General features: G+C 66.8%; 15 protein-coding genes. 7 read left to right on the plus strand and 8 right to left on the minus strand.

Features of this window, described 5'->3' with window-relative positions; translation table 11 throughout:
• Position 1: 1 nt before the first annotated feature.
• The 3 genes from NF4_RS32085 to NF4_RS32095 are packed head-to-tail and all read right to left on the minus strand — an operon-like array spanning position 2 to position 1,295.
• Positions 2-862, minus strand: a complete 861-nt coding sequence (locus NF4_RS32085) for an MlaE family ABC transporter permease (protein WP_063131147.1) — start codon at positions 860-862, stop codon at positions 2-4.
• Positions 856-1,071 (minus strand): hypothetical protein, encoded by a 216-nt coding sequence (locus NF4_RS32090; protein WP_063131148.1) that lies wholly within the window; start codon positions 1,069-1,071, stop codon positions 856-858. Before NF4_RS32090 ends, NF4_RS32085 begins: the two co-directional genes overlap by 7 nt.
• Positions 1,071-1,295, minus strand: a complete 225-nt coding sequence (locus NF4_RS32095) for a hypothetical protein (RefSeq protein ID WP_030525279.1) — start codon at positions 1,293-1,295, stop codon at positions 1,071-1,073. The genes NF4_RS32090 and NF4_RS32095 overlap by 1 nt, the downstream gene beginning before the upstream one ends.
• 276 nt (positions 1,296-1,571) lie before the next feature.
• Here NF4_RS32095 and NF4_RS32100 point away from each other — a divergent pair, with 276 nt between their 5' ends.
• Entirely contained in the window at positions 1,572-2,504 is a 933-nt protein-coding gene (locus NF4_RS32100) for an oxygenase MpaB family protein (protein ID WP_063131149.1), read from the plus strand.
• A gap of 77 nt (positions 2,505-2,581) precedes the next feature.
• On the opposite strand, the gene NF4_RS38295 is transcribed toward NF4_RS32100, so the two are convergent.
• Entirely contained in the window at positions 2,582-2,743 is a 162-nt protein-coding gene (locus NF4_RS38295) for a hypothetical protein (RefSeq protein WP_157120717.1), read from the minus strand.
• 397 nt (positions 2,744-3,140) lie between these two features.
• Here NF4_RS38295 and NF4_RS32105 point away from each other — a divergent pair, with 397 nt between their 5' ends.
• From NF4_RS32105 to NF4_RS32120, 4 genes are all read left to right on the plus strand, one after another.
• Complete coding sequence (locus tag NF4_RS32105) at positions 3,141-4,289, plus strand: ATP-binding protein (protein WP_063131150.1); 1,149 nt, start codon at positions 3,141-3,143, stop codon at positions 4,287-4,289.
• Positions 4,290-4,558: 269 nt separating this feature from the next.
• Entirely contained in the window at positions 4,559-5,881 is a 1,323-nt protein-coding gene (locus NF4_RS32110) for an ABC transporter substrate-binding protein (RefSeq protein ID WP_063131151.1), read from the plus strand.
• Positions 5,878-6,831 carry a carbohydrate ABC transporter permease gene (locus NF4_RS32115; protein WP_063131152.1) on the plus strand — a complete coding sequence of 318 codons (954 nt, stop codon included), beginning with the start codon at positions 5,878-5,880 and terminating at the stop codon, positions 6,829-6,831. The genes NF4_RS32110 and NF4_RS32115 overlap by 4 nt, the downstream gene beginning before the upstream one ends.
• Positions 6,828-7,673, plus strand: coding sequence for a carbohydrate ABC transporter permease (locus NF4_RS32120; RefSeq protein ID WP_063131153.1), 846 nt, complete (start codon positions 6,828-6,830; stop codon positions 7,671-7,673). Before NF4_RS32115 ends, NF4_RS32120 begins: the two co-directional genes overlap by 4 nt.
• An 18-nt stretch (positions 7,674-7,691) precedes the next feature.
• Here the strand turns inward: NF4_RS32120 and NF4_RS32125 are convergent, their stop codons facing one another.
• Positions 7,692-8,528 carry a class I SAM-dependent methyltransferase gene (locus NF4_RS32125; protein ID WP_063131154.1) on the minus strand — a complete coding sequence of 279 codons (837 nt, stop codon included), beginning with the start codon at positions 8,526-8,528 and terminating at the stop codon, positions 7,692-7,694.
• Between the two features lie 71 nt (positions 8,529-8,599).
• On the opposite strand from NF4_RS32125, the gene NF4_RS32130 reads away from it, so the two are divergent.
• On the plus strand, positions 8,600-9,196 hold the full coding sequence (locus NF4_RS32130; RefSeq protein WP_063131155.1) for a TetR/AcrR family transcriptional regulator: 597 nt from the start codon (positions 8,600-8,602) through the stop codon (positions 9,194-9,196).
• A gap of 193 nt (positions 9,197-9,389) precedes the next feature.
• Here the strand turns inward: NF4_RS32130 and NF4_RS32135 are convergent, their stop codons facing one another.
• On the minus strand, positions 9,390-9,584 hold the full coding sequence (locus NF4_RS32135) for a DUF397 domain-containing protein (RefSeq protein ID WP_063131156.1): 195 nt from the start codon (positions 9,582-9,584) through the stop codon (positions 9,390-9,392).
• Positions 9,568-10,491: a helix-turn-helix domain-containing protein gene (locus NF4_RS32140; RefSeq protein ID WP_232330747.1), complete on the minus strand. Its 924-nt coding sequence runs from the start codon at positions 10,489-10,491 to the stop codon at positions 9,568-9,570. The genes NF4_RS32135 and NF4_RS32140 overlap by 17 nt, the downstream gene beginning before the upstream one ends.
• 199 nt (positions 10,492-10,690) lie before the next feature.
• On the opposite strand from NF4_RS32140, the gene NF4_RS32145 reads away from it, so the two are divergent.
• On the plus strand, positions 10,691-11,341 hold the full coding sequence (locus NF4_RS32145) for a hypothetical protein (protein ID WP_063131158.1): 651 nt from the start codon (positions 10,691-10,693) through the stop codon (positions 11,339-11,341).
• 1,253 nt (positions 11,342-12,594) lie between these two features.
• On the opposite strand, the gene mftG is transcribed toward NF4_RS32145, so the two are convergent.
• Positions 12,595-14,052, minus strand: a complete 1,458-nt coding sequence (mftG, locus tag NF4_RS32155) for a mycofactocin dehydrogenase MftG (RefSeq protein WP_063131160.1) — start codon at positions 14,050-14,052, stop codon at positions 12,595-12,597.
• Positions 14,053-14,070 lie beyond the last annotated feature (18 nt).

A 14,070-nucleotide genomic window follows, 5' to 3' on the forward strand; every position in this document is an offset into this window, starting at 1 on the left:
CTCAGATCACCTTCGTCGGGAAGACGGTGTTGTACACCTGCGTGATGATGATGTTGGTGGCGAACAGCATCAGCGCCGAGGAGACGACCGCCGAGTTCACCGCGTCGGCCACGCCCCCGGGGCCGCCCTTGGCGTGCAATCCGATATCGCAGGCGATGATCGCGGTCAGCACCCCGAAGATCGCCGATTTCACCAACGCCACCGCCATATCGTTGGCCACGGCGAACGAGGCGAACGAGCCGATGAACGAGCCCGGTGTCCCGGATTGCGCGTAGACGTTGAACATATAGGCGGTCGCGAAACCGACGAACACGATGAACCCGCACAGCAGCATGCTCACCACCACGGCCGCCACCAGCCGTGGCGCCACGAGTCTGCGGACGGGGTCGACCCCCATCACCATCATGGCGTCGATCTCCTCCCGGATGGTCCGGGAACCGAGGTCGGCGCAGATGGCCGAACCCACCGCACCCGCGATCATGAGCGAGGTGACCAGCGGCGCGCCCTGGCGGATGATGCCCAGGCCGGCCACGGCGCCGATGAAAGTGGTGGCGCCGACCTGGTTCACCAGCGCGCCGATCTGGATCGAGACCACCACCGCGATGGGCATGGCCACGAAGATGGTGGGCGCGGCGGACACATTGGCCATGAACGCGCACTGTTTGGCGAACTCCGCGAACGGGAAGCGTCGCGCGACCACCGCTTTCACGGTCTCCACCACGGCTTCCCGACCCAGGGTCACCTGCCGGCCCAGGGTTTCCAGGGAACGCTGCGGATGCCGCTGCCACAGCCCTTTGAGATCGTCGACTGCCTGCTCGAGGTCGGTGCGCTGCGCCGGCTTGTCCGGCCCGGTCGTCACCATGGCAGGTCCGGGCCGGTCGTCTCGAGGTCACCGGTCAGGTACTGCTGCAACAGCACGAACCCGGCGCCCACCACCGCGATTCCGGCGGCGAGGACACACAGCAGGGCGAGCCAGAGACCGAAACGCAGAATCGGGTTGACCTTCATCCGCCCACCGAGGATCTTGACGACGATCACCAGGATGTCGATGAGCCATACCAGCGCCATCATCAGGTCATCGTCACGTTCGCGAAGGTGAGCACGGGCCAGCACACGATGGAACCGAGGAACGAGATGATCACGTCCAGACCGTGCATCTCACGCAGATGCGATGTGTGCGTGAGCGTCCAGACGATCCCGATGAGCCCGTAGGGAATGCCGAGGATGATCAGGGTCCCGAGAAACTCGGACACCTTCATCTCATAGCTGAACAGTCGATCCAGCCGCTTGAGCATAGTGCGTTCCTTCCTTGACCGGCCGCTGACGCAGCCTCCCCGCGGGGGAACGTCTGAGACGGTCGGGTCGGAGCGGTATGTTACGCAGCATTCCTGTCTTGACGGAAGCTTTTGGAGAAGATTCGTGGTCCGGGATCACCGCTCGTTACCAGTTCTCAGTGCGTTTCACATTGCGTCCAATGAGACATAAGTTAGCGGCTGTTCATTCATACCATCCGACTGTTGGAAGAATTTGGAGTAACTTAGACCACACCGGATCCCTGTGGAAGGACACTCATGACCGCCGCCGCACACTCCTGGCAAACCGACGCCGCACCCGGTCCGCGGCCCGCCGATCAGCCGCGGCTGACCACCGAGCAGACGCGCATCCGGATCGGCACCACCCACCGCCCCTTCACCAAACGACCCCTGAAACTCACCGACGCCCTGGACTTCTGGCAGTTCGCGGGCGCCGCGGCGAACGTCATCATGCAGATGGCCCGTCCCGGGGTCGGCTACGGCGTCGCCGAGAGCAAGGTGGAATCGGGCTCACTGATGAAGCGGCCGTGGAAACGCGCCCGCACCACCACCCAGTACCTGGCCGTGGCCATCCTCGGCGACGAAGAGGAGAAGAAGGCCTTCCGCGAAGCGGTGAACGGCGCCCACCGCCAGGTGCGCTCCGAACCCGGCGCCCCGGTGAAGTACAACGCCTTCGATCGCGATCTCCAGCTCTGGGTGGCGGCCTGTCTCTACATCGGTTTCGAGGACACCTACCAGCTGCTCGCCGGCCGGATGAGCCCCGAACAGAACGAGGCGTTCTACCGGTCCTCCTCCGCCCTGGGCACTACGCTGCAGGTCACCGAGGATATGTGGCCGGCCACCCGGGCCGAGTTCGACGAATACTGGAACACCGCCTGCGAACAGGCGGTGCTCGACGACTTCGTCCGCTCCTACCTCGAGGACCTGCTGAACCTGCGGATGATCCACTGGTACCTGCGCATTCCGTTCCGCGGTCTGCTCAGATTCCTCACCATCGGTTTCCTGAGCCCCTGGTTCCGTGAGCAGATGCGGGTCGAATGGTCCGATGCCGATCAGCGCCGGTTCGAGAATCTCTTCCTCTTCGTCGGTTTCGTGAACCGCTTCATCCCCCGCTTCCTGCGGCACGGCGGCAGTCACGCCCTGATGGCCGACGTGCGGCGCCGCATCAAGAGGCGAAAGAACCTCATCTGACCCACCGCATGAGTCGTACCGCGGATGGCCGCGTAGCCACGGCCACCGTGCCCAACCCACGCGTGCGCCGGCCTCGCTCAGGACGCGTACTTGTCGATGCCCATCCACCATGCTTCGAGTTCGCCTTCCTGGTAGTACTCCGGCGGCGGGCGATACCCGTTGGGCAAGTCCACCGTCGTGGCGGCGGTCCGCAGCGCGATCGCACGGATCTCCGCGGGCTCGCGGGTATCCGAGGGCACCTCGGTGTAGACCTCCGGCAGCAGGATTCGAGGGCCGAGTGCGTGGAATCGTCACATTCCACGCGCCCTGAGGAAGCCTTGACTTGAGCTCGACGCGTGGTTCGAGGTTTCTGCCACAGGGCGACAGGAAAATCTCCGGTAGGGGTTCGGGTCGTCGGGCGGAGGAGACTGCTATCGGAGTTCGATTCGCCACACGTCTTCCTCGCACCTCGACCGCCGACCTGATCGAGATCGATTCGAACCGGGATTCCCTGGAGCCGATCGCGCGAGCGAAGAAATGAGCAGCGCAGCATCCCGAGGTCCGACCGGCCTGGCAGAGATTACGCAAGAGGCCGCGGAACGTGCGGTACGCGCCCTCGATATGTGCGCCTCGGACATCGTCCGACGAGAGCACGCCATGTTCGGTGGAGCGCGGCAATCCGCCGATCTATTTCTCGGCAAGGATTACCGCGGCAAGGAAGTCACCGGCAGCGCACAACAGCAATCCGGGCCGGAGGTCACGGCTGCCCTGCGAGGCGGGACTCCCGGTATCCCCCGGCAGTCGTCCGGCGCGGACCGGCATGCCTCCTCCGGAGACGGAGCGGGAGAGCCTCCACCGCCGCCCGCGGGCGGCCGATCCGGAGGCGACGACGACGAGCCGCACATACGCCTGGATCTGGGTGGCCCCGGTTCGCCCGCGCTCCCCGCGAACGCCGACAGCGCGGCCTTGGCGCGGGGCTCGCTGACCGCCGCGCTGCGCGACTGGTCTGCACCCGGTTACGTCGACGATATCGCGAACGCCGTCGGAGACGTGGTCGCGCACGGTCGCGGCACGGTCCGGCTCACCGCGGAAACCGTCGACCGGACGGACGGGTCCCGGCTGCTCCGCATCGAGGTCACCCACACCGACGCCGGCCGGGTACGTACGACGTGGGAACTGGACCGGACGCCGCGGGCGGTGGAGCGGGTCGTGCCGGAACCCGGCTCCACCGGCTCCACCCCGCAACCGGAGCGCGCGGCAGTGGCCGACGGGGACGACCGGAGAACGCCGCTGTGGGAGTCGGTGTACCAGGACTATCAAAAGGGAGTCGGAGAGGTCCGCAGGGCGATGGCCCGAGACTTGGCGGACAACTATCCGTGGCTCACGCCGGCGCAGATCGACGATGCGAAATTGATCATCTCGGAGCTGTACACGAATTCGGTCGCCTATTCACCGGACCATCGAGGCCGAATCGATATCACCTCGCCGGCGGACGGTCAGGTGCGCGTCTCGGTGACCAATGCCATGGGCCCCGGTGATGCGTTGAAAATGGCGGACTGGGTTCCCGACCAGCAGTCCGTCGAACGTCAAGGGGGCCGGGGCACTCAACTCGCACACGCGCTGAGCGCGGCCTGCGGCCGGGATCTCCATTTCGGAACAGAAGGCTCGAGCGCCACACACTGGTTCGAACTCCACCGCTTCGACGAGGGTGGCGGCAGCGACCCGGTAATCGATATGAGTGAGTTGGCGGGCGATCTGGCCGACCTGGGTATCAATGTCGACGACCTCCGCCCTGATGGGGAGTAGGCGAACCGGCATTCACGGCAGCGACCGGCGGCGATCGGTCGCCGCCGGGCCCGGCGCGGCGAGCCGGTGACTCCGGCACCGCCCGGCCCCACGAGATGCAGGTGAGTCGCTCGGGTCGATTCGTACGGCGGCGTTGGACAATCGCAGGGGCCGGGCCGCGGCACCCGTCGGAGGCGGAAGGGACGGCACCCGGCGCTCGAGGCACGGATCGCGGTTCCGGACCCGGACGATTTCGCGCGAGCGGGCGCGGCGCAGGAGGTGATCGCGGCGTGGGTGAGCGAGGAACGCCGCTCGGGCGGCGGGGATTTCTACGCGCCACCGGTGGCATCGGCGCGGCGCTGGCGGTTTCGGCGCTGGGTGCGTGCGGCAGCGATGACGACGCGCTGACGTTCTTCTTCCAGGCCAATCCCGCCGAAGCCGATGGACGGCAGCGGGTGATCGACGAGTTCACCCGCAGAAATCCGGATATCCGAGTGCGCACCCTGCTGTCCGGCCCCGACCCGATGCAGCAGATGTTGACCTTCTGCGCGGGCGGCCGATGTCCCGACGTGTTGATGGCGTGGGAGCAAACCTATGCCGGTCTCGCCGACCGGGGGGTGCTGCTGGATCTGAACACCCTGCTCGACCGTGATCCGGCCTTCGCCGCCGACCTGTCGGCAGGTGGCACCTCGGCGCTGTACGACACCTTCGCTTTCGAAGGCGGGCAGTACGCGCTCCCGGAACAGTGGTCGGGAAACTTCTTGTTCTATAACAGGACCCTGTTCGACCAGGCCGGACTGCGTCCGCCCGGCCGGTGGGAAGACGCGTGGAGCTTCGCCGAGTTCCTGGATATCGGCCGCGCGCTCACCGAGCGTGATCGGGCCGGCGAGGTCCGCCGGTGGGGATTCGTCGACACCTGGGTGCCGTACTATTCGGCCGGTCTCTTCGCCGTCAACAATGGCGCCGAATGGGCGAGCCCGCGAACCGTTCCCGATCGTTCGGACTTCTCCACCGCTGCTTTCATCGAAGGCGTCCAGTTCTATGCGGACCTGGCCAACAGGTATCGGGTGGCGCCGAGTCCGGCGGATCAGCAGTCGATCTCGGCGATGGACCTGTTCACGCAGGGCAGAGCCGCGCTGGCGATGGGCGGGCACTGGCGGTACCGCACCTTCGCCGAAGCCGGCGACCTGGATTTCGATGTCACCGCCCTGCCGGCCGGCCCGGCGGTCAGCGGTGCGCGCTCGAATATCGGCACCACGGGCCTCGCCATATCCGCCGGCAGCCCCCGGAAAGAGCAGGCGTGGGAGTTCCTGAAGTTCGCGGCCGGGCCGATCGGCCAGGCGGTGGTCGCGGCGACCGGCCTTTTCGTGCCGGCCCTCGGCTCCGCGATGCGATCTCCCGGATTCGCCGCGGCACACAGCGATATCCGCAACCTGGACATCCTCGTCGGCGGACCGGCACATTCCGCTCCCCTGCCGGTCACGGCGGAATGGCCGCGCATCGACGCGCTGATGGACCGGTACCTCGGCCCGGTGCTCCGCGGCGCCGCCCCCGCGACCTCGCTGGCGGACCATCTCGCTCCGGAAGCCGACGAGGTGCTGCGCAACCGATGACCACCACCGGCGAGATCGCGACCGGGAAACCGGCGGCACCGATTGCCGCCACCGGACAGCGCCGCTCGGAGTCGGCGCAGCGGCAGGCACGGGCGGCACGCCTGTTCATCGCCCCGAACCTTGCGGCGGTCGCGGTGTTCCTGGTCTTCCCACTGGGCTTCTCGCTCTATTTGAGCTTCCACGAGTGGGATATGTTCGGGCCGCTCCGGTTCACCGGGCTGCAGAACTTCCGCGAGTTGCTCACCGCGGATCCGCTGTTCGCCATCGCGTTGCGGAACACGATCGTCTACACCCTGGGGACACTGATCCCCACCGTGTCGATAAGCCTCGTCGTCGCCGCGGCCCTGAACAGAGGAGTCCGGGGAACCGGCTTCTTCCGGACGGTCATGTTCCTGCCCCTGGCGATATCCAGCGTGGTGATGGCGGTGATCTGGCGTTTCGTCTTCGACACGAACAACGGGCTGCTCAATACGATGCTCGCCCGGGTCGGCATCGGTCCCATCCCCTGGCTGGTCGAACCGCGCTGGGCGATGGTCTCGGTATGCCTGGTCAGCGTGTGGAAGAGTATCCCGTTCGCCACTGTCGTGCTGCTCGCCGCGATGCAGGGCGTCCCGCGGGACCTCTACGAAGCGGCGAAGATCGACGGAGCCGGAGCGATCCGGCGATTCGTATCGATCACCGTGCCCCTGATCCGGGGCGCGCTGTCCTTCGTCGTCGTGGTCTCGATCATCGACTCGGTGCAGGCCTTCGACCAGATCTACGTGCTCACCGGCGGCAACGGCGGCCCGGAAACAGGAACCTACGTCTTCGGCATCATGATCTTCCAGAACGCCTTCGCGTTCGGTGACGCCGGCTATGCGTCGGCCATCGCCTGGTTGATCTTCCTGGTCCTGTTGGCGCTGACCGTCGCGCAACTGTGGTTCGCCCGCAAGAACGCGACGGAGCAGTGACGGTGGTACCGGGCCGGAAGACCCGCGTCTTCGTCCGGGCAGCCGCGCTCTACCTCGCGCTCATCGCGATGGCGTGGTGCGCTCTGCTCCCCATCCTGTGGGCGCTGGCGGGCTCGGTGAAGAAACAGTCCGAAGTCACCACACCGACCCTGCTCCCGCGTGAACCGCAGTGGTCCAACTACCGCACCGTTTTCCAGGAGATGCCGTTCGGCCGGATGTTCCTCAACACCGTCCTCTACGCCGGATGTGTCACCGCCGGCCAGGTCTTCTGCTGCTCCCTGGCCGGATACGCGTTCGCCCGGCTGCGCTTCCCCGGCCGCGACGCCCTGTTCGTGGCCTATCTGGCCACGCTCATGGTCCCCCTCACCGTGACCGTGGTGCCCCAGTTCCTGCTCATCCGGGTGCTGGGTTTGACGGATACGCCCTGGGCGTTGATCCTGCCCGGGTTGTTCGGCAGTGCGTTCGGCACCTACCTGATGCGGCAGTTCTTCCGCACCCTCCCCGTCGAACTCGAAGAGGCCGCCGTCCTCGACGGCTGCTCCCCGTGGCAGATCTACTGGCGGGTCCTGCTGCCCAATGCCAAACCGGCGGTCATGGTTCTCGCCGTGCTCACCTGGGTCAATGTCTGGAACGATTTCCTGTGGCCGCTGGTGATGATCCAACGCCGGGAGATCTCCACCGTCACCCTCGGCCTGGTGTGGATGCAGGGGCAATACGTCTCGGATTGGCCGGTGCTGATGGCCGCGTCCATGCTCATCCTGCTACCGCTGGTCATCGTCTATGCCGTCGCGCAGAAGGCATTTCTCCGCGGTATCGACATGTCGGGTTTCGGTGGACGGTGACGAACCCAGGCCGCATCGTCACCGCGGTGCCGATTGCTTCCGCCCGGTAGCCGGCGCAGTGATCACCACGGTCGTGTAGTTCATGACGAAACTTCCACCGGCGTCGTCGACCGCCGACCCGATACCGGCGAGCAGTTGTGCGAGCGTGTCCGGCGGGAACTGGCTGTGACCGCCGAAGGTGGGTACCTGTTCGAGCCACTCGTCCCTGGTGAAGCGGCGGGTCCAGGGAAACTCCCACTGTTCGGGCGTTTCGAATGCGCCCGCTCGACGCATCCCGGCGCCGACCTCGGTGAACTGGCCGGCATACATCGTGGGACCCCCGAATGGTCCGTGGGCGAACGGCGAGCCGGGTAGGAGCCGCTGATAGACGGCCCCGAAGGCCTGCGCGAGATCGGCCGGGGGTGCGAACGCGTTCCAGAAGACGGCCAGCCGGCCAGCCGGCCGCAGGACCTGTGCCGCCTTGGTGGCACCGAGGACGGGGTCCACCCAGTGCCAGGACTGACCGGAGACCACCGCGTCGAAGTCCCGGCCCGCGGGATCCCAATCCTCGAACTTCGCCACCTCGACGTCGAAACCCTGCCGAGCCGCGAACTCGGCCATCCGCGGGTCGACCTCGACACCGAGCACGCGGCACCCGGCCGCGGCGAAGGGCTGCGCCGAAATCCCGGTGCCGATTCCGACATCGAGGACATCGCGACCGGGCGCCTCCGCGATGACCCGGGCCACCATCGCACCGGGGTAACGCGGCCGGGTCCGGTCATAACGTTCCGGGTCGTGGCCGAACGACTCGGCCAGCCGGCGTGCGTGGTGGGATTCGCCCGCGGGGGACGACGACCCGGACGGTAAAGTGGTCATGCGCCCACTATGAGTGGGCGTTCGCCCACTTGTCAATCGCGCAGCGAGAAATACGGAAAGGCGGTGTCCGGATGCCGACCGGTGTGGCGTTGCGTGATGCGCGCGAACAACTCTTCGCCGCCGCCCGGCGCGTCCTGCTCCTCGGCGGCCCCCATGGATTGACCAGCCGGGCGGTGACCACCGAGGCCGGGGTCGCCAAAGGCGTGATCCACCGGCATTTCACCGACTTCGACACTTTCCTGGCCGAGTTCGTCCTCGACCGGATCGCGGCGCTCGACCGGCAGGCCGCGACGCTACGCGACACCGCCGGAAGCGGCTCGGTCGTCGAGAATCTCGCCACTGCCCTGACCGAACTGTTCGACCCGGTCGCGGTAGCGATCGTCGCGCTCATCGTTTCTCGCGACGATCTACGCGGCCGCCTGCGCGAGGCCGGTGCCGCCCCCATACCCGTCCTGGGCGAAGGCACCGCGATGATCGCCGACTACCTCACCACCGAACAGGACCTCGGGCGCATCTCCGCGGACGCCGACGTCACCACCCTCGCCCCCACGCTCACCGGCGCGGCACACCTGCTCTTCGCCGATCGCGAGAACGCACCCACCACGACCACCGTCCACAGGTCGGTAGCGGCCGTACTCACCGGCGTCCTGCCCCAACCCCCCGCCTGAACAACGCCCGCGAAGGCCACCACACCCTCGAAACGGTCGACGGACCGCCGACCGTCGCCAGGCTATCGGCCTGGCGACGGATGCCTCCAGAACACCCCGGCCGACGCGACAGCGACGCACGCTTTACGAACAGTCTCACGATAGGAAAGGGCCGGGTAGGCAACCGACCCGGTGAGGTGGTTGGGTCGTGCCCTCAGCCGCGGGAGATGCGGTGGAGGAAACCGTGCCATTCCTCGGGGGTGAATACGAGCACCGGACCGGTTGCGTTCTTCGAATCGCGCACACCCACCGCATCACCGAGATGCGCGACCTCCACACATTCCCCGCCGTGCTGGCTGTAACTGCTCTTGAACCAGCGTGCGCTGGATAGGTCAGCGTGCACCTTCATGCTCCCTTGCCATGTTCCTGAGCCACTGCCGACCACCAGTGTCGCCGAGGGCCCGGTCCTCGATCAGATCGTACGTGCGCAAAAAGCTCGCCACATCGTCGGCGTCCTCGATGTACATGTTTCCCACCACGCCCTCCAAAAAGACCACGGGCGGTTCGAGCGGTTCACCGGGCGCCGACTCCCCGAACAGGAGGACTACGAACGGAGGCATGGAGACACCGCCCGGAAATCCGGCCTCGAACGGGAGTATGCCCAGCCGAATATTGTCGCGCGTCGACATGTCCGCAAGGTGCCTGAGCTGGGCGCCCATGACATTGCGTCCGCCGACAACTCGCCGGAGTGCGGCTTCCCCCACGACTACTTCCAGCGTCACTGGCTGAGTACGCCGAGTGATGATCTTCTGCCGCTGCATTTTGAGCTGCACGCGCCGATCTTGTTCCTCGAGAATGTCTTCGGGCCGCCGTTCACGCGCCAGTGCGCGATCGTAGTTCGCTGTCTGAAGTAGGCCCGGCACCAGATCCGGTTGATACGAGATCACCTTGGTCGCTGCCGCTTCGAGGCCAACGTAGACGTCGAAGTCCTTCGGAATGAGATCACCGTATTGATGCCACCAGTTCTTGACGTTGGCCTGCTTCGCCAGTCCCGTCAACGCCGCAGTCAGATCTTCTGGCACGCCGTAGAGATCGCAGGCCGCCTGGATGTCACGAGTCTTGATCCTGGAGTTCTCTCCTTTCTCGAGCCGTCCAAGGCTGGTCGCCCCCATCTCCAGCAGTTGAGCAGCCTTGGCCTGTGTGTAGCCGGCCCGCGTCCGCCGCTCCAGCAAGTGCCTGCCGAGTTGACGCCTGGGCAATGTGGAACCGATACCGCCTGCTGTATCAGGCATTTCATCCTCCGATTCGGGAGCCACCGATTCACCGATGCGGCGTAATCCTGCTACATGCACCGGTTCTCGCGCTGGGAATGCGGAGATCTTTTTTCGGAGCACCCGTTTCGGGTAGGAAGCCGGGGAAACGCGGTGTGTCATAGCCCTGCGCCAGGTTCTGCGCATTCCGGTGCGATCCGGGCGCCACCCGAAGCCTCTTCGATGAAACCGAGGTGCCCCAACCATGATCCGAGCCACCGCAACATGCCACAGCGACCGCCGCCGAGCCATCGGCTACCTCCGAACCGACATCTCGGGCGACCACCAGCCCCGGCATATCGACGCCATCCGCCTGCTGGCCCGGCGGCAGGGCCACACCCTGATCTACATCGTGCGATTGCGCCACGACTCGGTGCCGTATCCGGTCGGCCATCTACTGGAGATCGTCCGCGCCACCGCAACGACCACTCTGATCGTGCCCGACCTCGCCCACGTCGATGACCGGCCCGGGCCTGTATGCGACGTGTGCGACCTCATCACCGTCTGCCCCGAACAACTCTGGATGAAGAGCCGCGCCGACGCTTCCGGCAATACCACCGAACCCACCCGGCTGCCGGAGGACTGGCACAGCGAACCCGACGGTCGGCTGCCGCTGACCGAAGCACATCGAACTATGCAAGTGCACCTGACCTGCAATCCGCTCGACTGCCCGCGTAAGGCCGCCGCATTCACCAGGCTGGTCGAGGCCGGCGAGCTGGTTCCCGCATCGCGCAGCCCGCGCCAACGTGCCGCCGCCCGCGGGATTCCCTATCCGCCGGCCGGGCCCGCAATTTCTCGGACGAGTCCACCGATCGACATCCTGCACCGGCTGTTCGCCGCCCTCGACCAGGCATGACCGTACCCACTCCCGTCGACCCTCCAGCCGAGGCCGACGTACACGTCACTGTCTACCTGCACGGCCTGCGCATGGACTACCGAGCCGATGCCGCCGTCGCCCGCCTGTTCATCCAGGAATGGACGGCGCACCACGGAATCCACACCGCAGCGCTCCTTCCCGGACCCTCTCGAAACCTTCCTCGTCTCCCCTGCGAACGCCTGTACCGAGAACCCTGACCTATCGACGTTCCCATGGTTTCGGCCGACAAGAGCCCGCGATACATCAAAGGCTGTATCGGCACCGGCCATGCAACCGCACGCATCCCCGTGTCCGGGGGTGAGGAACCGGCCCGTTGACGCTACGAACCCGCGGGCCCCTCGACGGCCGTGCTGGTCGCAGGTCGACCGACCCTGTGCCCGCAGCGCTGATGAACCACCCTTACAGGGCACTGCGATTTATGTAGAAAACTTCTACGTAGATTTCTTCTACATAAATCGAACCTCATGCTCGTTCCCGCGGCCTTCTCCGGTCGGAGCCGAAAACCGCGCATGCAGGTCGGAACGCCGCTCAGCGCCGAGATCGAGATGGTTGACCGGCCGGAACTTCCTGGCGCGACACGTGTACTTCGCCGGACCGGCGAGACCGATGTCCAGCAATTGATCGGTGTGACAGAGTCGACCGAAGTCGGTAATTGTGGGTCGCGGGGAGTTCGCTGAGTCTTCCGCACCGGCGCCGTACCTTCCCCGTGTCCGGCGCCGGGTGCGGATTCTCGGGTGGCCGGATCACGTTGCCGCAGCGGGCCACCCGAGGGACCAGAGTACAAGCTCGCGGTCGGATTCCCGGGAGATCGGGCCGGGGTGTCGAAAATGGGGATGCAATATTGCACGGTGCCGCTTGATATTTCGACGGGCCGACCCCGGTGAGCTGTATCCCCGACCGATACAGCTCACCTACCACACCGGTTGGCCCGGCGCAGGCAGTGGGGGTACGCCGATAGCGTTCGGCTATACCTCGGTGGCGGCGATTCGCTCCCGGGTGCCGGGCAGGGTCCGGATGTCTGCACGGGGCCGTCCTGATCACCGACCGGCGAATCGCACCGGTGGAAAGTACCGCACCGGCCACGGCGGCGCCAGTGGGAGATCCGGGCCCTCGCGGGCTGCCGGGCAGCCGGGCCGAGCGAGTTCGCCACCGATTAGCGCACCATCGACTGCTCCATGGTCCGAAAGGCGCTGCGGGAGCGTATAGGCAGGTGATCGATGGGGGCCGTGGATTCAGCGCAGCTCGGCGGTGGCCCGTTCCGCCAGCAGCACGACGGTCGCCTGCGGACCTCGGCTCAGTGGTACCGGCACCACGGACAGATCCACCACCGACAGCCCGTCCACCCCGTGCACCCGGAATCGCTCGTCGACCACCGCCCGCGGATCGTCGGCGCGTCCCATCCGGCAGGTACCCCCGAGATGCTGCGAGGTACCGAGACGGTCGTACAGCCACCGATCCGAAACCGGGCCGGCGGACCCCACCGGTTCGGCCGCCATGGCCCCGAGGAGCTGCCCGGTGAGTTCCACCGCGTTGCGCAACCGGGTCCGGTCGGTTCCGGTCCCGAGGTAGCCGTGCTCGATCCGCGGCGCGGCCAGCGGATCGGCCGCGGTCAGCGCGATGCTGCCCGCACTGGTGGGCCGCATCAGGGTCACGCCCATTCGGTACACCCCCGGTGTGAACGCGACCGTGTAGGGGCGGATCTCGATATCGTCGAACTCCAGGACGTATTCCAGGGGGACGGACCGGCCCGCGGGCGCCGGATGCCGGTAATCGATCCCGATTTCGGGATGATCGGTGAGCCATCGCCCGACGGGTGCGTCGACGACCACCGGAATACCCAGCGCCGTCGACTCGGCAGCCGGTCCGATACCGGAACGCAGCAGCAGCGCCGCCGATTCGATCGCGCCCGCGCACAGCACCACCCGGTCGGCCCGGATCGTCTCCGGTTCGCCGCCGTGGCGGCAGTCGGCGCCGACCACCCGGCCGCCGTGGAAACGCAGTCGCGTCACCAGGGTTTCACCCTGCACCGTCAGATTGGGACGCGACAGCGCCGGCAGCAGATAGGAATGCGCGGGCCCTATCCGATGACGCCGTCCGGAGCCGTCGGGCGGCCCGACCGTGCACGGCACCGGGCCGACCCCCGATTCGGGGCCGCCGGGCAGCGCGTTCCAGTCCGCCACCTCACCGAATCCGAGTTCCCGGCAGGCCGTGCCGAACTCCTCGACAAGGCGCGTGGGTGAGCGCGTCCGGCGCACCGGGACCGGCCCCGCCCGGCCGTGGCCGGGGTGATCCCCGTAGTCGTGATCGTTCTCCAGCGCACGAAAATACGGCAGCACCGACTCGAAGTCCCAGGAGCGGGTACCCACTTCCCCGCTCCACGCCGCGAAATCCCGCGCTGCGGCCCGGATGAAATAGGACCCGTTCACCGACCCCGAACCGCCGATACCGCGACCGCGCACGATGGTGCCCGGCCGGTCCGGCGTCAGGGCTACGGAATATCGCCACAGCCAGGCCGCCTGATCACCGAGCGGCAGGTCGGCACTGTCGGCGAGTTCGGGTGGGAAGTCGTCGGCCGAAGCCCAGTGACTCCCGGCCTCCACCACCCGCACGGTATGTCCCGGATCCTCGCTGAGCCGGGCGGCGAGCACACATCCGGCGGTCCCGGCGCCGATGATCAGCGTATCCACCATGCGGGGTGACCTGCTCGG

The sequence above is a fragment of the Nocardia fusca NBRC 14340 genome, from assembly GCF_001618425.1.
Lineage (GTDB): Bacteria > Actinomycetota > Actinomycetes > Mycobacteriales > Mycobacteriaceae > Nocardia > Nocardia fusca.